The organism is Fodinicola feengrottensis, assembly GCF_010993775.1.
GTDB classification, from domain to species: domain Bacteria; phylum Actinomycetota; class Actinomycetes; order Mycobacteriales; family HKI-0501; genus Fodinicola; species Fodinicola feengrottensis.
Window position 1 is genome coordinate 1 of sequence record NZ_WOTO01000035.1, and the last position, 17533, is coordinate 17533.

At 63.6% G+C, this 17533-nt stretch carries 20 protein-coding genes and 2 pseudogenes; 16 read left to right on the forward strand and 6 right to left on the reverse strand.

Features of this window, described 5'->3' with window-relative positions:
* Window positions 1-99 precede the first annotated feature (99 nt).
* Window positions 100-642, reverse strand: coding sequence for an NAD-dependent epimerase/dehydratase family protein (locus GNX96_RS28600; RefSeq protein ID WP_279581731.1), 543 nt, complete (start codon window positions 640-642; stop codon window positions 100-102).
* Between the two features lie 260 nt (window positions 643-902).
* On the opposite strand from GNX96_RS28600, the gene GNX96_RS28605 reads away from it, so the two are divergent.
* The 6 genes from GNX96_RS28605 to GNX96_RS28630 are packed head-to-tail and all read left to right on the forward strand — an operon-like array spanning window position 903 to window position 4740.
* The gene (locus GNX96_RS28605; RefSeq protein ID WP_163570936.1) at window positions 903-2021 is read left to right on the forward strand and encodes an ABC transporter substrate-binding protein; all 1119 of its coding nucleotides are present in this window, start codon (window positions 903-905) and stop codon (window positions 2019-2021) included.
* The gene (locus GNX96_RS28610; RefSeq protein ID WP_163570938.1) at window positions 2021-2170 is read left to right on the forward strand and encodes a hypothetical protein; all 150 of its coding nucleotides are present in this window, start codon (window positions 2021-2023) and stop codon (window positions 2168-2170) included. The genes GNX96_RS28605 and GNX96_RS28610 overlap by 1 nt, the downstream gene beginning before the upstream one ends.
* Before the next feature lie 4 nt (window positions 2171-2174).
* Entirely contained in the window at window positions 2175-3110 is a 936-nt protein-coding gene (locus tag GNX96_RS28615) for a carbohydrate ABC transporter permease (protein ID WP_163570940.1), read from the forward strand.
* Window positions 3107-3913, forward strand: coding sequence for a carbohydrate ABC transporter permease (locus tag GNX96_RS28620; RefSeq protein ID WP_279581732.1), 807 nt, complete (start codon window positions 3107-3109; stop codon window positions 3911-3913). The genes GNX96_RS28615 and GNX96_RS28620 overlap by 4 nt, the downstream gene beginning before the upstream one ends.
* Window positions 3914-4543 carry a Gfo/Idh/MocA family protein gene (locus GNX96_RS28625; protein ID WP_163570942.1) on the forward strand — a complete coding sequence of 210 codons (630 nt, stop codon included), beginning with the start codon at window positions 3914-3916 and terminating at the stop codon, window positions 4541-4543.
* Window positions 4543-4740, forward strand: a complete 198-nt coding sequence (locus GNX96_RS28630; protein WP_163570944.1) for a hypothetical protein — start codon at window positions 4543-4545, stop codon at window positions 4738-4740. The genes GNX96_RS28625 and GNX96_RS28630 overlap by 1 nt, the downstream gene beginning before the upstream one ends.
* A 233-nt stretch (window positions 4741-4973) precedes the next feature.
* Here GNX96_RS28630 and GNX96_RS28635 read toward each other — a convergent pair whose 3' ends face one another.
* Window positions 4974-5510, reverse strand: a complete 537-nt coding sequence (locus tag GNX96_RS28635) for a TetR/AcrR family transcriptional regulator (protein ID WP_163571140.1) — start codon at window positions 5508-5510, stop codon at window positions 4974-4976.
* Between the two features lie 164 nt (window positions 5511-5674).
* Between GNX96_RS28635 and GNX96_RS28640 the strand changes: the two genes are divergently transcribed.
* The 4 genes and pseudogenes from GNX96_RS28640 to GNX96_RS28650 all read left to right on the forward strand — a co-directional run bounded on the left by GNX96_RS28640 (window position 5675) and on the right by GNX96_RS28650 (window position 8846).
* Complete coding sequence (locus tag GNX96_RS28640) at window positions 5675-5887, forward strand: hypothetical protein (RefSeq protein ID WP_163570945.1); 213 nt, start codon at window positions 5675-5677, stop codon at window positions 5885-5887.
* A gap of 105 nt (window positions 5888-5992) precedes the next feature.
* Window positions 5993-6454, forward strand: a pseudogene (locus tag GNX96_RS55895) (amidohydrolase family protein); the annotation flags it as partial.
* 47 nt (window positions 6455-6501) lie between these two features.
* Window positions 6502-7170: an amidohydrolase family protein gene (locus GNX96_RS55900; RefSeq protein ID WP_279581775.1), complete on the forward strand. Its 669-nt coding sequence runs from the start codon at window positions 6502-6504 to the stop codon at window positions 7168-7170.
* A 335-nt stretch (window positions 7171-7505) separates the two neighbouring features.
* On the forward strand, window positions 7506-8846 hold the full coding sequence (locus tag GNX96_RS28650) for a serine hydrolase domain-containing protein (RefSeq protein ID WP_279581767.1): 1341 nt from the start codon (window positions 7506-7508) through the stop codon (window positions 8844-8846).
* Between the two features lie 515 nt (window positions 8847-9361).
* On the opposite strand, the gene GNX96_RS28655 is transcribed toward GNX96_RS28650, so the two are convergent.
* A complete protein-coding gene (locus GNX96_RS28655; RefSeq protein WP_279581733.1) occupies window positions 9362-10024 on the reverse strand; it encodes a transposase in 663 nt (220 codons plus the stop codon).
* Here GNX96_RS28655 and GNX96_RS28660 point away from each other — a divergent pair.
* Window positions 9954-10884, forward strand: a pseudogene (locus GNX96_RS28660) (SAM-dependent methyltransferase). The gene GNX96_RS28655 and the pseudogene GNX96_RS28660 sit on opposite strands and share 71 nt — an antisense overlap.
* 387 nt (window positions 10885-11271) lie before the next feature.
* Entirely contained in the window at window positions 11272-11688 is a 417-nt protein-coding gene (locus GNX96_RS28665; protein WP_279581734.1) for a nitroreductase/quinone reductase family protein, read from the forward strand.
* Between the two features lie 112 nt (window positions 11689-11800).
* On the opposite strand, the gene GNX96_RS28670 is transcribed toward GNX96_RS28665, so the two are convergent.
* Window positions 11801-12778, reverse strand: coding sequence for a helix-turn-helix domain-containing protein (locus GNX96_RS28670; protein WP_163570954.1), 978 nt, complete (start codon window positions 12776-12778; stop codon window positions 11801-11803).
* Between the two features lie 118 nt (window positions 12779-12896).
* On the opposite strand from GNX96_RS28670, the gene GNX96_RS28675 reads away from it, so the two are divergent.
* Both GNX96_RS28675 and GNX96_RS28680 read left to right on the forward strand, forming a co-directional pair.
* Entirely contained in the window at window positions 12897-14198 is a 1302-nt protein-coding gene (locus GNX96_RS28675) for a carboxymuconolactone decarboxylase family protein (protein WP_163570957.1), read from the forward strand.
* A 78-nt stretch (window positions 14199-14276) separates the two neighbouring features.
* Entirely contained in the window at window positions 14277-14474 is a 198-nt protein-coding gene (locus GNX96_RS28680; protein ID WP_163570959.1) for a Rossmann-fold NAD(P)-binding domain-containing protein, read from the forward strand.
* 42 nt (window positions 14475-14516) lie between these two features.
* Here the strand turns inward: GNX96_RS28680 and GNX96_RS28685 are convergent, their stop codons facing one another.
* Entirely contained in the window at window positions 14517-15689 is a 1173-nt protein-coding gene (locus GNX96_RS28685) for an epoxide hydrolase family protein (protein ID WP_163570962.1), read from the reverse strand.
* A gap of 103 nt (window positions 15690-15792) precedes the next feature.
* Here GNX96_RS28685 and GNX96_RS28690 point away from each other — a divergent pair, with 103 nt between their 5' ends.
* Window positions 15793-16362 (forward strand): CGNR zinc finger domain-containing protein, encoded by a 570-nt coding sequence (locus tag GNX96_RS28690; RefSeq protein WP_163570965.1) that lies wholly within the window; start codon window positions 15793-15795, stop codon window positions 16360-16362.
* Window positions 16363-16366: 4 nt separating this feature from the next.
* Here the strand turns inward: GNX96_RS28690 and GNX96_RS55905 are convergent, their stop codons facing one another.
* Window positions 16367-16528 (reverse strand): hypothetical protein, encoded by a 162-nt coding sequence (locus GNX96_RS55905; RefSeq protein ID WP_279581735.1) that lies wholly within the window; start codon window positions 16526-16528, stop codon window positions 16367-16369.
* Between the two features lie 803 nt (window positions 16529-17331).
* Here GNX96_RS55905 and GNX96_RS55910 point away from each other — a divergent pair.
* On the forward strand, window positions 17332-17469 hold the full coding sequence (locus tag GNX96_RS55910) for a hypothetical protein (RefSeq protein ID WP_279581736.1): 138 nt from the start codon (window positions 17332-17334) through the stop codon (window positions 17467-17469).
* Window positions 17470-17533 lie beyond the last annotated feature (64 nt).

Genomic DNA, 17533 nt, shown 5'->3' on the forward strand with positions numbered 1-17533 from the left:
CGCATAGCGGTTGGCGTAGCCTTGCAGACAACGTTGACCATGCCGTTGCCCAGCCCGTCCAACCGGTAGCCGGCCTGGATCGCCCAGGGTCGAGGTCGGTCAATCACGCATAACGCAGTCGATCGCATAGTTTGACCTGAGATCGCGTAGCGGGCTGCCGGTCAGCCGCGTGTGGTAGGCCAGTACGCGCTCGCGGCCGAGGCACGACTGGGCGTACTCGCCGACCGGGTCGGGTGGCTGGTTCTCGTCCGCGCCCCCGGACGTCACAGGCTGCGGCGGATAGACGTTTCCGCTGGAGAACGCGGCAATCCGTGCGCCGGCGTAGCGTTGCGCGACCCGGCCGGGCAGATAGGTGTTGAGGCCCCAGGTCGTCGCGGCGTCGTCGGACGTACCGAACTTGCGGCCCACCATGTAGAGGACGTTGGGAGCGTCGGGAAGCGCTGTCAACGCGGCCTCGTCGGTGAGGTCGGCGGCGACCGTACGTACGCCCGCGTTGTCCAGCTCGGAGCGCGCGCTTTGGTCGCTGAACCGGGACACGGCATGGACGCGTCGGTCGCCGGGCAGTCGTTGGAAGGCCTCGGCCGCCCATCCGCGACAGGCTGACTCCCATTTTGCCGGCGGCGCCGAGAACAACCAGGTCACCATCGGTCTTCGCGAGCTGGTCGACCAGCCGGTCGTCCGGTTCGTACACCCGCCGGGCGATCTGCTCCAGCGACATCTGCCACCCCCTTCGAGCAATAACGGTCACGCCGAAAATAGCCGATGGAACCGCCTGCGTCACTAGCAAGCGGAAGTGGCTCGGATCCTGGCTGCCTATTGACCAAGAATTAGAGCCTGGATATGGTCATGCCCAATTCGGCTACGACCGTAATTGGCCCAAGGCGGGGCGAGGAGAGACTGTCATGCGTATGGACCGGATCCGCCGTGTTGCCGCGCTGGTCGCGGCAGGCGTGCTTGGCCTGGTGATGAGCGGCTGCGGTTCCAGCGGCGGCGTGCCGTCCGACCCGAACCAGGTGGCCGGCAAGGTGACGATGTGGATCTACCCGATCAGCGCCGACCTGGAGAAGACCTGGTGGCAGCCCAAGGTGGCTGAGTTTCGGAAGAAGTTCCCGCAGGTCTCCGTCGACGTGGTCGTGCAGCCGTGGGCCAACCGGGATGAGCAGCTGACCACCGCCATCGCCGGCAACAAAGGGCCGGACGTGGTCTATCTGATTCCGGACCAGCTTTCGCAGTACGCCGACACCGGCGCGCTCGCCGACGTGTCGGACGTGATCACGAAGGACCGCTCGGACTTCCGGGACAACGCGCTGCAGGCCATGACGTACGACGGAAAGCTCTATGGCGTGCCGCTGCTGATGTCGGTCACCACGACGATGGTGAACAAGAACGTCATGCAGGCCGCGGGCGTCACGTCCATTCCGCAGACCTGGGACCAGTTTCTCGCCGATGCGGCGAAAATCAAGGCAAAGGGTTATTACGCGACTACATATGCGGGTGATCCGACGCAAACCCTGAACCAGACGTTCTATCCGCTGCTGTGGCAGGCCGGCGGCGATGTGCTGTCCGCCGACGGAAAGAAATGCACGATCAACTCGGCAGCCGGAGTCAGGGCGCTGCAGTTCGTGAAGAAGCTCGTCGACAGCGGCTACACGCCCAAGGACGCGCTGACCACCGCATTGCAGGCTGAAACCAGCCCGTTCGCGCAGGCCAAGGTGGGCATGACGATCTCGACGCCGTCCGCTGACCTGTCGACGTACAAACTGCCCAAGGCCAACTACCAGGTCGGTCCGCCACTGACGGACGTGAAGTCGGTCGGCTACGGCACTGTCGGCGGCCTGTCCGTCCTGCAGTCGAGCCAAAAAACACCGCGGCCGCGAAGGCATGGGTCCAGTGGGTCACGTTGGCCAGCCAGATGGGGCCGTACGACAAGTCGCGGAACTTCTTCGCGCCGCGCAAGTCGGTTGGCTCGCTGTTTGCCAGCGACCCGCTGGTCGGTGGCGAGGAGAAATACCTCGACCTGATGCGACCCGGCGTGCTGAGCCCGCAGGGGCGTGCGTTGATGGACCTGATCAAACCGCATCTGCAGGCCGTGTTGCTCGGCAAGGCACAGCCGCAGCAGGCGTTGGACGCGGCCGCGTCCGAAGTGAACGCGCTGTTGGCACGCGGCTGAGCGGATGGCGACTGACCTGCTCACCAAGCGGACGACGCGCTCTTCTGTCAGCCGGAAGAGGGCGCCATCGCGCTGGCAGCGGATGCGCCGGGACGGCTCGGCGATCGCGCTGCTGTTCGTGTTGCCGTACGTGCTGCTGTTCGTGATTTTCCGGCTCGGCCCGGCGCTCGCTGGAATGCTGTTGTCGCTGGTGCGATACCGGATCACCGGGACGATTCAGTGGCAGGGCGTGAACAATTTCCAGCGCCTGTTCACCGACTCGCTGTTCTGGAACGCGCTGCAGGTCACCTTGACCTACACGCTGATCGCCGTGCCGCTGACCGTCGTCGTGTCGCTCGCGATGGCCCAGCTGTGCGCGCGGTCGATCCGCGGCATCAAGGTCTACCGCGCGCTGTATTTCCTCCCGGTGATCACCAGCCTGATCACCAGTGGCGTGATCTGGCAGTGGATCTATTCCGGAAACGGGCCGCTGAACTGGCTTTTCAGCGCGATAGGTGTCGGACCGGTGTCGTGGCTCTCGTCGGGCGCGATGGTCCTGCCTTCGCTGTCGCTGATGAGCGTCTGGACCCGGTTCGGCTATGACATGCTGATCCTGCTCGCCGGCCTGCTGGCGATTCCCAAGGAATACCAGGAAGCCGCGCTGGTCGACGGCGCGTCGGCGTGGGCACGGTTCTGGCATGTGACGCTGCCGCAGCTCAAGCCGGCGCTGTTTTTCGTGGTGGTCCTGGAGCTCATCCAGTCGTTCCAGGTTTTCGACGTCATCTATGTGATGACCGGCGGCGGACCGGTCCGCTCGAGCTACTCACTGGTGTTTTTCCTGTACGACCAAGGATTTCACTACTTCGACTTCGGGTACGCGAGCGCGGCGGGCGTCGTGCTCTTCGTCATCACCTTGCTGGTCTCGCTGTGGCAACGCCGACTGTTCCGGGAGGACTCGTGAAGCGGCGGCGCATGCTGGCCCACCTGCCGCTCGCGCTCGTCGCGATCGCCACGGTTTTTCCGTTCTATGTCATGGTTGTTCTGTCGGTCCAGGAAGGCAAGCCACTCTCGTTGCCAGGATCGCTGCTGCCGATCCACGTCAATTTCCAGGCGTACGCGCAGGCGTTGGCCGGCAGCGACGTGGCGCGTTGGATCGGCAACACACTCGCGTACTCGCTGATCTCGGTCGTGCTGGTGCTGGTGTTCGCGTCAATCGCCGCCTATGCCTTCGCGAAGAAACGCTTCTTCGGCAGCAAAGCGATGTTCTGGACCTTCATCGCCATGTTGATGGTGCCTTATCACCTGACCCTGATCCCGCAGTTCCTGCTCATTTCGCGAATGGGTTTGTTGGACACGTTGCCCGGTCTGATCGTGCCGACGCTGGCCAACGCGCAGGCGCTTTTTCTGATGCGCCAGTTCATTATCGGCATCCCGGACGAGCTGATCGAGGCGGCGAAGATCGACGGGGCGGGGGAGTTGCGGGTCTTCTTCCAGATCGTGTTGCCACAGTGCAAACCGATCCTCGCGACCCTCGGCGTCTTCGTGTTCCTGTGGCACTGGAACGACTTCCTGTGGCCGCTGGTCGCGACGCGGTCGCCGAACAACTACGTCCTCACCCTCGGACTTTACAGCCTACAGGCGAAAGACGTCTCACTCGCGGTCACGATGGCCGCCGCGGTCGTCACGTTCATCCCGATCCTGCTGGTCTATCTGCTGCTGCAGCGGTATTTCGTCCAGGGCGTGACCATGAGTGGGATGAAGTAGATGGACGGCCCGCGGATCGGCATCATCGGCACCGAAAGCTCACACGTCGACCACATGGTCCGCTATTTCAATGTCGAGCGGAACGCCGACGACGCTCGCGTCGTCGCCATCGCGCAGGCCAACCGTGACGTCGGCGTGGCGCGTGTCGTCGAGCGGGCGGAGGATCTGCTGGGGTTGGTCGACGCCGTGATCGTCGCGGACCGGGACGGGCGCCGGCATGCCGCCCAAGCCATTCCTTTCCTGCGCGCCGGCATCCCGACGTTCGTTGACAAACCGCTTGCCGCGAACGTCGAAGACGCCGAGGCGATTATCCGTACGGCCGTTGACTCCGGCACGCCGTTGACGTCGTTTTCGGCACTGCGCTGGCATCCGGACTTCCTCGCTCTTCCAGCGGTTCGCCCGGTCTCAGTGGTCGCGACCGGTCCGGTAGACCCGGCCAGCCCGTACGCCGGCATCTTTTTCTATGGGATCCACCCGGTGGAGCTGGCGCTCGCCTTGGCGCCAGGCCCGATCCGGGACGTACGCGTACGACAAGTGCCCGGCGCGATCGTCGCCACCGCGACGGTCGGCGACACGGCGGTCGCCACCACCTGGTGCGGTCGAACGAAAAACCCGTACCTTTTCATCTGATGGTGACAACGCAGGCCACGGTGTCGGCGGCCGAGCTGCGGCTCGGCGCGGATTATTTCCACCGCGGGCTGAGCGTTTTCGTCGAGATGGTGCGCACCGGACAGCCGCCAGTGCCTTACGAACTTCTGCTGCGGCCAGTGCAGTTCCTCGCCGCCGTCCATTCACTGCTCGACGGCAGCTCGTACGGGCAAGGCTAACCATCCGCTACTCAACGTGCCAAGGAGCATGACGCTTCTCGGGCTGCACCCGTCGACGTCGCCGCCTCTTGCGGACTCGGCCGCCGCGACGATCAAACGGCTTTGGCTGGGATGAGACAAACAAAGCAACTCTGTATGGAGGCATATCACCGTTAGGCTCTCGTGAAAGAATGCCTCGTTCTGGATCGCAATATCGGCGCAAACCTCGGCAAACCTATTCCTCGGTGGTTTAATCAGTCCAAGAGGCTGCGGACTGACCGCTCACCGCCCTGAACTGGCGTCGCTCCAGCCGCGGCAAGGACCGCGCTGACGAGCTGGCTGAGGAATGCGTTATTAATGGGCTGGTGGGAGATCAGCCGTCGGTAGAATAGGGGGCCAAGGAGTAGGCTCGCGATCAGATCGGGATCGGCGGCGGCGTCGAGTTCACCGCGCGCTATCGCGCGTTTCACGCTGCCGTGGATAGGTCTCCGCCGCCGAACGGTGAAATCTGCGAGTAGTTTTGCCATTCCCGGTTCACGCTCAGAGGCGTCGACGACGCCGGTGATAAGCGAGGACATCAGCTCCGTCTTCAGGATCCGCGCAAGGTCATGGGCAAAATGTCGTAGGTCGTCGGCGACGCGGCCGGTATCGGGCGCTTCTGCGACTGGAAGGGCTTCATCGACAACATCGATCAACAGATCCTGCTTGGTTGGCCAGTGGCGGTAAATTGTGGTCTTCGCGGAGCCAGATCGGGCGGCAACGGCCTCGATGCTTATCGCCTGAAGCTGCATTCTGCCAACAACTCAAGCGTCGCCTCAATAATGACCCGACGCGAACGTGCTATCCGAGGGTCCGTACGTGCTGATCGCGCTGGCAAGCGGGCACCGGCCTTTCAAGCTTGTGCTACGCTAGCGTAGCACAAGCCGCTTGACCGGCTTTGACGGGAGGTGTCGAAGTGGAGGGCTTCGGCGCGACATCCGCAAAAACCGCCTGGGAGGAACACTTCCTCACAGCGGACTTCGTTGGAGATATTCCGCAGTACGTCACTCCCAAGGCATCGAGCTGGTTCGATGCCACCGCGGTCAATCAACGGGACCGCCGCAAGATCGCCCGGTCCAATGCCGATGGGCTTATCGGCAGTCACAGCGACAGGGCCATCTCCCCATGAGCTCGTTTCTGTTGCGGGGAGGTCGCGTCGTCGATCCCGCGTCAGGTCAGGATGGCGTCGCTGATCTGCTGGTCCACGACGGACGCGTCGCCGCGATCGGGATGGATGGATCTGTCCGCTCAGAATGCTGACACTGTGGTCGACGTTACCGGCCTGATCGTCGGGCCAGGTTTTATTGATCTACACAGTCATGTTCACAGCATCGCTGGCCATCGCTTACAAGCGCTCGACGGCGTCACCATGGCACTGGATCTGGAGGCTGGTTTGCTGCCAGTCGACGTGGGCTATCGTCGCGCTGCTGAGCAGGGGCGGCCACTGCATTACGGGTTCTCCGCCAGTTGGGCGGCGGCTCGCGGTCAGGTGATGACCGGCGCCGATACGGACGCGAACATATTCCGGATTCTGACCATGCTTGGCGACCCACAATGGCAACGCCCGTCACGTCCACAGGAGCTGGAAGCAGTCCTGGCATTGCTGGCTAACGAATTGGCTGCGGGTGCTCTGGGTATCGGCGTACTGGTGGGGTACGCGCCCAGCAGTGACCCGGCGGAGTTTCTGGCAGTAGCGCAACTCGCCGCTGCCGCGGGCGTACCGACCTATACCCATGTGCGGGAATGGCAGAGGCCGACCCGAACACACCGATCGACGGGTCCGCGGAGATTGTGCGAGCCGCCGCGGAAACCGGTGCCCGCATGCATCACTGCCACGTCAATTCCACATCGCGGCGACATATCGACCGGGTATTGACGACGTTGGCCGAGGCTCGCTCCGCCGGTTCCAAGGTCACCGTCGAGGCCTACCCTTACGGCGCCGGGAGCTCCGGGGTGGGTGCGTTCTTCCTTGCCCCAGAACGGTTGTCCGCCTGGGGCCTGCAACCGTCCGACATCGTGCTGCTGCCCTCAGGAGAACGTGTCGCCGACGTGAATCGTCTGCGTGAGATCAGGACCACCGAACCAGGCACTCTGTGCATCGTGGACTTCCTCGACGAGCAGGACGCCGCCGACGAGGCGCTGCTCTGGTCATCAATGATCTACCCGGATGCTATCGTGGCTAGCGACGCGACACCACTGCTGTGGCCAGGTGGCGCGACCGACAGTCGCTTGTGGCCGCTCCGGCCGGAGCGCATACACATCCCCGGACGGCCGGAACGTTTGCGAAGACGATCAGGCGAATGGTTCGCGAAACAGGTACCTGGACCTGGCCCGAGGTCTTCCGGCGCTGCTCGCTCCTGCCTGCTCGTCTGCTCGATTTTGTTGCGGCAGCACGGAACAAGGGACATCTAGGCGCTGACGCGGACATCGTTGTACTGGATCCCGATCGGATCTGTGACGCGGCAACATACCAAGACCCGACCCAGCCGTCAGTAGGCGTGCGTCACCTGTTCGTCGCAGGAACGCCCGTCGTATGCGACGGCACTATCGTGCCCGATGCCTTTCCGGGACGTCCGCTGCGCGCGTCACCTCGTTAGCGTCACGATTCTGCGGACTTTGAACCAATCAGGAGAAATGATGAAGGGGATTGCCGAGGCGGTTACCGGCCTCGAGCGACAGCTACAGCAGGCGTCAGAGTTGGCCGGGGCCACTGGAATGCCTGGCGTCGGCGGCTACCTCGCGGGGGGATTTACCACGCCGGCCAACAGCGTGTGATCTGCGCTGGGTATGCAAATACCGCTGCCCGTATCGACATGACGCAGGACACGGGTTTCCCGCTGGGATCGATTACGAAAGCAATGACCACTACTCTGGTCATGCGCTATGTCGAGCGGGGCGAGATTGACCTCGATGGTGCCGTCACTGCATATTTGCCCGACCTGACCCTGCAAACACCTGGCCACGTCGATACCCTGCGCGTGCGTCATCTGCTGAATCACACCCACGGCATCGATGGCACTGGTCTGATGCCCTCAGCTGTACGCGGGCGGGACGCCGTGAAATCGTACGTTGACGCCCTGGCTGGCTGCGGCACTCTCTTCCCGGTGGAACAATTCGTGTCCTATTCGAATCCGGGCTTCAGTATTGCTGGCCGGATCTTGGAAGTGGTGACCGGTATACCGTTCACCGAACTGCTCGAGCGCGAACTGTACGAACCGGTGGGCATGGCCGACTCGGCGACTTCGGCGGAGCAAGCGATCATGCGACGCACGGCAGTCGGTCACACCCTCGATCGCCGCACAGGCACAATCCGCCCAGTCGACCTGTTCGCATTGCCTCCGTCCGGGGCGGCTGCCGGCTCCACTGCTGTCGTCACCATCGCCGATCTGCTGGCATTCGCCCGAACTCACCTCGCCAACGGTCGGTCCCCTTCCGGCCGGCGCGTACTGTCGGCCGAATTTAGTGCATTGATGCGTACGGTCACCCACGACATGCAAACTCCCAACATCCCTCCGATCGGATATGGATGGTGGCTGCTGCAATTTGGCTCCACCGTTGCCATGTGGCATATCGGTGGTACGCCGGGCTGTACCTCACACCTGATTGTGCTGCCTGATTATGACTTCGCATTTGCCGCCTTCGGCAGCGGCCCAGGTGCGCCTCTACGGCATGAGCGCCATACCCTGTGGCTACTGCGCGACTACCTCGGCCTCGAGGTGCCAGTCACGGTCACCTTCGACGCGGCGACGTCAGTTGACGACGCTGCGAAATTGGCGGGCTATGCAGGGACGTACCGAACTTTGCAATACCGCCACGACGTACGGACAGTCGAGGGTCACCTGGAACATTCCGTCACCTTTGAGCCCATGGACAGTGATCATGCGCGCCTGGGCGCGTACGCCGGTGGCCCGCAACCGACAAAGTTAGCCCCCGTTAGCAACGGGATCTTTGCCCCTGCCGATCGTCCTGCGGAGTCATTCACTGGGCCATTCGGCCGCATGAACCTGGTCTCATTCCACGGGACGACACCCGACGGCCATCCATCTCATGTAGGTAGAGCGCTAGCGCTCGCCCGCCGAGATACATAGAGAAGCTGTACCTCAACCTTGTTGGCCGTCGGAGCGATTGACGTCGGGCCCTGACTCGCGTCCGTCGCAGAAGCCGGCTACCGTGTAGCCGGTGTTCACATCGGCGGTGTTGGTTGGCGGCGCCACTCCGAAACCGAAATCGAAAGGCGAGACGCGATTCCTTGCTGCGGCAGCGGCGGAATCACCGATTTGGCTCTTTTATCTGTCGTAGGAACACGCGCGGCACATTGGCAGCTACCAATGGTCAGGAAAAATCTAGGGAACGGTAGGGGAGTAATCGTCGGCGGGCAGCGGCCGAGGGAACGATCAGCAAGCGGTTCCCGTGTTCACTGTTGTTCGGTCGATGGGTGAGGCGCCCGGCTTTATCCCTGCGGCATCGTCGCGGCTACGCCGTAGTCCTTCACCGCGACCTCCCGGGCCAGACCTGTGGCACCCTCCCGAAAGTTCCCAACCGCCCACCATCAGACCGTTGGTACGCACCGCCACCCAGCCCACATCCGCCAGATTCGAGCTGGTCAATCACGAAGCGCGTCGTGTATCCGTTGCCAGACACCGATTTTCGCCCAGCTGTGGAAGGGGCTGTACACGGTCATGGCAGGTGGGAAGTCGCTGGGCAGTTGACGCCAGGCGATCCCACCGCCGACAGGTAGAAGATCGCGTCCAGGATCGCCCGCCGCAGATGCTTCTTCGCCCGCGGACTTGAAAGCCGAAGTGAAGCCGTGGTCGCGGGCTTGCAACTCACAGAGCTTCTCGATGGTGCGGCAGAAGCCATGCCAGGGATCTGGGTCGGCGAGCCCTTCGTTCAAGACTGATCGCCATGCGAGCGTCTGTACGGTAAACACCTCGGTCAGCAGCGTTTCCTTGGTTGGGAAATGCCGATAAGCAGTCGCGGGTCCGACTTCGGCGCGCCGGGCAATCACCCGGATGGGCACGTCCAGCCCGTCGGTGACGAACGCCGTGAGGGCCGCGTCCAGGATGCGATAGCGGGTGTGGCGGGCGTCCGAACGCGGGCGGCGAGGCAAACGATCGGTCATTGCTCTCAGATTAGTCGGTGGACCGCGCTGTCCGGTTACGGTTTTACCAGCAGAGGAAAGGGGTACCCAGAACGTGACTTTGACCAGGTACGACGGAGGCAGCTGGGACCCTGGGGGTTCCAGTGTCGGTGCGACCGCCACCATGGCCGCGATGACGAGGGCGATAGCGAGTCGCTCGGTTCGCCGGCTCATCAACGATCCGTTCGCCGAACGGCTGGTGCGGGCGGTCGGCATCGACCTGCTCACCCGGTTGGCGACCGGTGCACTACCTGCCGGTGACCTGGTCGACCCGGTGGCGATCGACGGAGCCACGGTGCGTACCAAGTTCTACGACGAGTACTTCCTCGACGCCGTGAACGCGGGGATCACGCAGGTGGTCATCCTGGCCTCGGGGTTGGACTCGCGCGCGTACCGCCTGCCATGGCCGGCCGGGACCGTGGTGTACGAGGTCGACCAGCCACCGGTCATCGAGTTCAAGACCCGCACCCTCGCGGCACTGGGCGCGCAGGCCATCGCCGATCGGAGGGTGGCCGCCGCCGATCTGCGCGAGGATTGGCCAGCCGCACTGCGGGCCGCTGGGTTCGACCCGGCCATGCCGAGTGCGTGGAGCGCGGAAGGAAGGTCTGCTGGGCTACCTGCCGCCGAAGGCGCAGGACCGCCTGCTGGACACCATCACCGAACTCAGCGCGCCGGGCAGTCGGGTGGCCACCGAAAGTAGGGCCAACCCGCAGTCGGGTGATGAGGACAGGACAAGGGAGCACCTGGACCGCATTTCCGAGAAATGGCGTATGTACGGGTTCGACCCCGACATGGGGAGGCTGCGGTATTTCGGTGAGCGCAACGAAGCTGCTGCCTACCTGGCCAACCACGGTTGGATTCTCAACGCAGTCAGCACCCGAGACCTGCTGGCTGCCAACGACCTCCCGTCCCTGGTGAACGACGACCTGCGGATGAGCGACCTGTGCTACGTCAGCGGCATCTTCAACAAACCCACGAAACAATGACCATCGAACTGGTCTGCTTCAGCAAACATGAGGGTGCCCAAGCCCAGTTGGTTGCCCGGCGCGCGGCGATGGTGTCGGCTCTTCGGCATTGATTTACTTGCTGTCTCGTTGCTATATCTGGCCAAAGACGACGACGACCGGGCGTGGTGTTGTGGCGTAGCCGCGAAGAAGCCGTGAATGCCGCACAAACAAGAATCGACACCGCACCCTCGAGTGCGCATCTCGGTTTCCTCGTATCGTCGAATCACGAGGGTGCGCCATGCCGAAAATTGTGACCACGTGGGCAGTCGGTTGCGCGGGCGATGAGCTATCATCCAGGTTTGCCTCGTCGCAATCTCGACCCTGCATTGCGACATAGATTTTTTTGAAAGGTTTCCCGACATGGACATGAAGGCTTTCAATCGAGATCTTATCGCCGAATTTCGCGCCAACAAAGGCAAACTGGGTGGGCGGTTCGAGAACAGCACCCTCGTACTGCTCACCACGACCGGCGCGAAGTCCGGCCGGCCACACACAGTCCCGCTGGGCTGGGTGCCCGACGGCGACGACGACCGGATCGTCCTTTTCGCCTCCAATATCGGCGCAGCGAAGCATCCGGCCTGGTATGTCAACCTGGTCGCCTATCCCGAGGCGACCATCGAGCTGCGCGGCGAGAAGTTCACGGTGAATGCGACCACATTCGTCGGCGGCGCGGAATATGATCGCCTTTACGAACTGCTCACGTCACAGCTGGCGGGAACCGACACGCACCAAGGCAGAACCGAGCGCACCATCCCGATGGTGCTCGCCCAGCGCCTGCTCTGACTGTATTCACGGGCCACAATCACAAAGTGCCTATGCAAATAGGGTCAACGTCTGCCTAGTGTAGGTAGATCTGTTGGTCTTTACACCTTTGCCTCGATTTCATAGACCTGTTTCATGAAATTGTCGGATCGGGATCGTGTCGAACGTACGCTGCACCGGTAAAAGCGTGCCGCGGGTAATCCAACAGCTCGCTCGCGCACTCGATCACGTTCTGCGGGATGTCGTAGTCGCCGGGTGCTACCGGGTCGGGTGCGGTCCAGTTCATCAGCAGTGTGAGGGCGGTGTCCGCCGGGCTGTCGGGTTCCGATGCGAAATAGGTGACCAGGGTTTGGTCCGGCTCGTTGGGCAGGTGAAGAGTTTCGTACGAGATTTTGATGCTGCCGACGACTGGATGGTCAAGCCGTTTGGTTCCATGGGCTTTTTGGCGTACGTCATGGGTGTTCCACCAACGGCTGAAGTCCTTGCTCTTGAGGGTGAGCTCGCCGACCAACGCCGCGAGTTTCGGATCGTCGGGGTGGCGACCGGCTGCCATTCGCAGGATTCCGACAGTTTCGCGGGGGACGTTTTCCCAATCCGCCATGAGGCTGGCGTACCCATCGTCGAGCAGGACGAGGCGAGCCAGGTTGCGCTGGTCGGCTGGTCTGGCTCCGAAATCACCGAGCAGGGCCGCTGCACCACTGTTCCAGGCGAGTACGTCGGTGCAGCGGCCGAAAATCAGTGCTGGAGTCGTGACCGCGTCGAGCAACCGTCGCAAAGTTGGCCGGACCCGTTCGGGTTTTGCGGCACGCGGCTTTTTGACCGGCGTACGCTCGTAAAGGTCGCGAAGGTAACTCAGCCCAGTTTCCTCCAGCTGGAGCGCCCGGGAGACCGTGTTGAGCACACTGTCAGACGGCGTCCCGGCGCGGCCCTGCTCGAGCCGCGTGTAGTACTCGACGCTGATGCCGGCGAGCCTCGCCGTTTCGTCGCGTCGCAGCCCGGACACCCGCCGGGTGTTCGTGAGCGGGACGCCGATCTCGTCGGGGCTGAGGCGATCGCGGCGGGACCGTAAAAACAGTCCGGCCTCGCGGTGGTTGTCGGCCTTAACGTTCACCCCACCAGCCTAAACGCGTGGCAGGCGTCGCTGGGTGGCCCTGTTTGTACTAGTCAGGCGCGGACCAGCATGTTCTCGGCGCTGGTGGGGTAGCCGTGCCCGGTCGAAACTCGGCCGCATGGACAACAACAACCACGAGACCACCCGACCCACCAGCCAGCAGGACCGGCGCGCCGCGGGATTGGCAGTGCTGGAAAAACTGGACCAGAGCGGCGATCGTGCCGCGCTGCGTACGCTGCTGGCCGACATGGCCCCGGACTTCGCCGACCTCACCGTCGAGGTGGCGTACGGCGACTTCTGGGCGAGGCCCGGCCTTGACCTTGCGCAGCGAGAACTGGTCACGGTGGCCGCACTGTGTGCCATGGGGCGGGACCGGCAACTGGCCGGGCACATCAAGTCAGCGCTCGCCGCGGGCATTGACCGTACGCAGATCGTCGAAGTGCTCATGCAGATGGCGGTCTACGCGGGATGGCCCGCCGCGGTCAACGGTTTGCTTGCCGCGAAGGAGGTTTTTGCTGCCCACCCCGGCCCGACAGCCGATGGTCACCACACCTTTCACGTAGGTACGACCAGAGTGACCGTCGTGTCCGACGGGCACGCGTATCTGCCGGCGGCGATGTTCGGAGGCGGAATTGGTGAGCAGCAGGTGGCCGAGCTCCTGCGAGGACGTGGCTTGCCGACTGATCGCGTACGAATTTCGCTGAATGGGTTGGTGCTCGAGCACGACGATCGCCTGATCGTGGTCGACCCGGGATCGGGCCCACCCGAGAGCGCGTACGCGCACGGTCTCGCCCAACCCACACAGGGGCGGTTCCTGACCCATTTCCTCGCCGCCGGCTTCGATCCGGCCGACGTGGACCTCGTGCTTGTCCAGCACGGACACCAGGACCACTGGGGTGGGCTGCTGACCGCGGACGGCAGCCTGGCGTTTCCCCATGCGCAGGTGGGAATCTCCGAGGCCGAGTACCTGCATTGGCGTGACGTCGGTGATTTCGGAAAAGCGCAGGTGCCCGATGACGTTGCCGAGGCGGCCCGCGCGGTCGGGCGCGAGCTGACCGCGGCCATCGCGGACCGGGTGAGCTGGCTCGTCGACGGGAAGGAAGTCGTACCTGGGCTGACGGCCGTCGCGGCACCGGGACACACCTGCGGGCACACCGCGCTGCGGCTCGACGACGGCGGCGAGACGCTGTTGATTGGCGGCGAGTTCGCGCATCACGAGGTCATCCAGCTCGCCGAGCCCGATTCGTACGTTGTCGTCGACGCCGACAACCAGCAGTCCCGCCAATCCCGCCGGACGTTGCTGCACCAGGCCGCGACAAACGGATGGCTGGTCCATGCGTACCACTTCAGCTGGCCTGGGCTGGGAAAACTCGTCCCGCGAGGCGATGGCTGGCAGCTGCGGCCGGTGGCCTTCTCATGACCGCCAGTCCAGCCGCTTCGCCACGCCTGACCGACCAGGTGACTTTGCTGACCGGCGCCTCCGGCCGTTGGCTGCGGGGTGACCGCAAACGCCATCGCTCCCGCTTTGATCGACGGTACGGACATGACTGAAAACCTGCCTGATGGGGTGCCTCGCGTTCCGGTCGGCCGGTACGGCCGGGCCGCCGAAGTGGCCGATCTCGCGATGGCGGTCCTGTCCAACGGCTACCTCGCGGGGCAGGTCCTGCTCATGGACGGTGGCCTGCACCCGACCTGATCCGATCGACACGGCAATGCCCGTACGATTGCGCGGCGGGGTTCACCCACTGGCGGCCAGCACTGCCGCGAGGCCTTCTTGCAGGTCCTTGACGAAATACTCGGGAACCTCCAGCGACGGGAAGTGCCCGCCGGTGTCGGGCGACCTCCATCGGACGATCTGTCGGTACCGCTGCTGTGCCCAGGGGCGCGGACACTTCTCGATGTCGCGGGGATACACGGTGATTGCTGACGGGACGTCGACCCGAAGTTCGGGGTCGAGCGAGTCGTGGCTTTCGTAGTAAATGCGCGCTGCCGATGCGCCGGTGCGAGTCAGCCAGTACAGGGTGACGTCGTCAAGAACGCGGTCTCTGGAAACAGTCTCGAACGGGCTGTCTTCGGTGTCTGTCCATTCGGCGAACTTGTCAAGGATCCAGGCAAGAAGCCCGACTGGCGAGTCGACGAGCGAGTAGCCGATGGTCTGAGGTCGGGTCGCCTGCTGCTTCGCGTACGCCGCGTGATGGTGCCAGAAGTCGCGGGTTTCCTCGGTCCACTTGCGCTCGGCCGCCGTCAGCCCGTCCGTGGTCAACCCGGGTGGTGCCTGCGCGAGTGTTGTGTGGATGCCGAGAACGTGTGACGCAAACCTGCCGCCCAGGACCGTGGTGATCACTCCTCCCCAGTCGCCGCCGTGGGCCGCGAACCTGCGGTAGCCGAGCCTTTCCATCAGTTCCACCCAGGCGGCCGCGATCTTTTCGGTTCCCCACCCGGTGGTGGCCGGCTTGTCGCTGAACCCAAAGCCGGGTAGCGACGGGACCACGACGTGGAACGCCGGTGCGTCCGCATCTTTCGGATCGGCCAGTTCGTCGACGACATCGACGAACTCGGCGATGCTGCCCGGCCAGCCGTGGGTCAAGATCACCGGAGTGGCATCCGCGCGCGCGGACCGGCGGTGCAGGAAGTGGATTCCCAGGTCATCAATGGTCGTACGGAACTGGCCGATCCGGTTGAGGCGAGCTTCGAAGGCCCGCCAGTCGTACCCGGTGCGCCAGTAGTTCACGACATCGACAAGGTCGGCGAGAGGAACGCCCTGTTCCCATCGTCGAGGGTCCGGCCCGGCGCGATGGACCGTCTCTGCTTCGGGCAGCCGCACCGCGGCCAATCGGGCGCGCAGCTCGTCGAGGTCAGCGTCAGGTACGTGGGCTTCACACGCTTGGACGTCGCTGGTTGGGCGGGGCATGAGACCTCCAGGCCATCGCGGAGCCGGTTACGGCCTATCGTGAACCGGCTAAGACGGTTCTAACACGTCTTCACGGCAGCGCGCAACCAGCTAAGGTGGTTCCATGCGTGCTCGGTTCCCTGACTTCCGCCTCGGTAACGTGCTGGCGACCAGCTTCACGGGGACTCTTTCGGAGCGTCACGGCAACGCGGTGGAGCGCATTCCCACGCCGCACCGGCTCGTCGACTGGCTGGCAGTGAACGGCCTTGCCGTGGACTCCAGCACTACCGCCCAGCTCGCCCTCGCTCGGGAACTGAGGGAGTCAATTCACGCCGCCGCGGCGACAGCGGCCGCGATCCAAGACCCGCTTCCGGCGACAGCTGTCCAAGTCATCAATGACCGCAGCTCTCAGGGGCGGGCCGCGGCTGTCCTGACGTCCGATGGAGAGCGCCGATGGCTGCTCAGTTCGGCCTCCTGCGTAGAAGATGCCCTGAGCGTGATCGCCGCCGACGCGATCAGCATCCTCGCAGGCGAACGAGACGGAAAATTGGCCTTGTGTGCATCACCAACCTGCCAGGCCGCTTTCTTTGACACCAGCCAAAGTCGCACTCGCAAATGGTGTGACATGAACACGTGCGGGAATCGTCAGAAGAAGGCGCGATTCCATGCCAACCAGTCCACATCAGCAAAGTAATCGATCAACTGGCCGCCATGTTCCGGTTGATTGGTCGTCTCGCCCGCAAGTGGTCGTGCTCCAGCACGCGGTGTTCGTCCTGCCAGCGGGTGGCGAGGCCGTACGCGCCATTCACGTCCGGGTCCTCCAACAGCCAGCGCGCCCCCGTTGTCGACCGACCGGCCACGGACCGTACGCGTACCGACTTCCGGGTCGAAACCCAACACGTTTCCGGTCGCTTTTTCGCCCCCGAACAGGTCCTGACCGAAGCAGAACAGCCGAATCGACGACGTACTGCTTGCGCACGCGGCCATCCGTCAAGTCACCGCCGTCTCGCCGGCACCGAGCGAGAGCGCTGTCTACCACTGACCGGTTTTCCAAATCTCTCCGGCGATAGCGCACAGCTAGCCTGGAATAACCAGAGCGTCGTACGGAACCAGACTCGGCAGGTCGCGCGAGGGTTAGAAGCGCTCACCGAAGCTGTCACAGTGATACTAAAACGACTCCCAACTGCAGAGCTTGATCCTCAAGAGCAGCAGGAGCCGAAGAGGCGGCCCGCGATGTCCTAGCCGAGGTCACCAAGCCAGGGCCGGATCGCAGCCGAATTAGGCGTGCGCTCGCTGCACTCAAAGGCTCTCGCGCGCCGGTCGCCACCGGCATAGTCGCCGGGACCAGCGAAGGCGCACAAGAGTTCGTTAAGAACGCGATCAAGGCACTCGGTATCCCGTTCGGCCTTGGCTAGGACCCCACCGATTCCTCGGCGCGGAATTCTTTCCATGTGTCGAAACCTGCCTGCATACGGGCCGACAATCGCTTCCAGAACTCGATGCTGGCCGAGCCCCATCGCTTGCGTTTAGGCCTATGCGTTGCCGCCTACCTACTGATGAGGTGCAGCCGCCGGCTGGACATCCAGCGATTGGGTAAACCCATGCGCGGCTGACGAGGTACTGGTGCGTTGAGCAACAGGCCGATGAACGTGGCGCTGAGCGAGTGACGACGCCCTGCGACGAGGAACCCAGTGGCGAGGCCGGTCGTGAAGGACGCGCCACCGGGTTCCAGAGTGCGTACGGTCGTACCGAGAACCGCCACGCCAAGGACCGCGCCGATTTGCCGCATGTGTGCTGCTGATGCCGGACGCGAGGCCGCCTTCACGCGGGTCGACCGCGGATCAGTTGTTCATGTATTTGTTGTC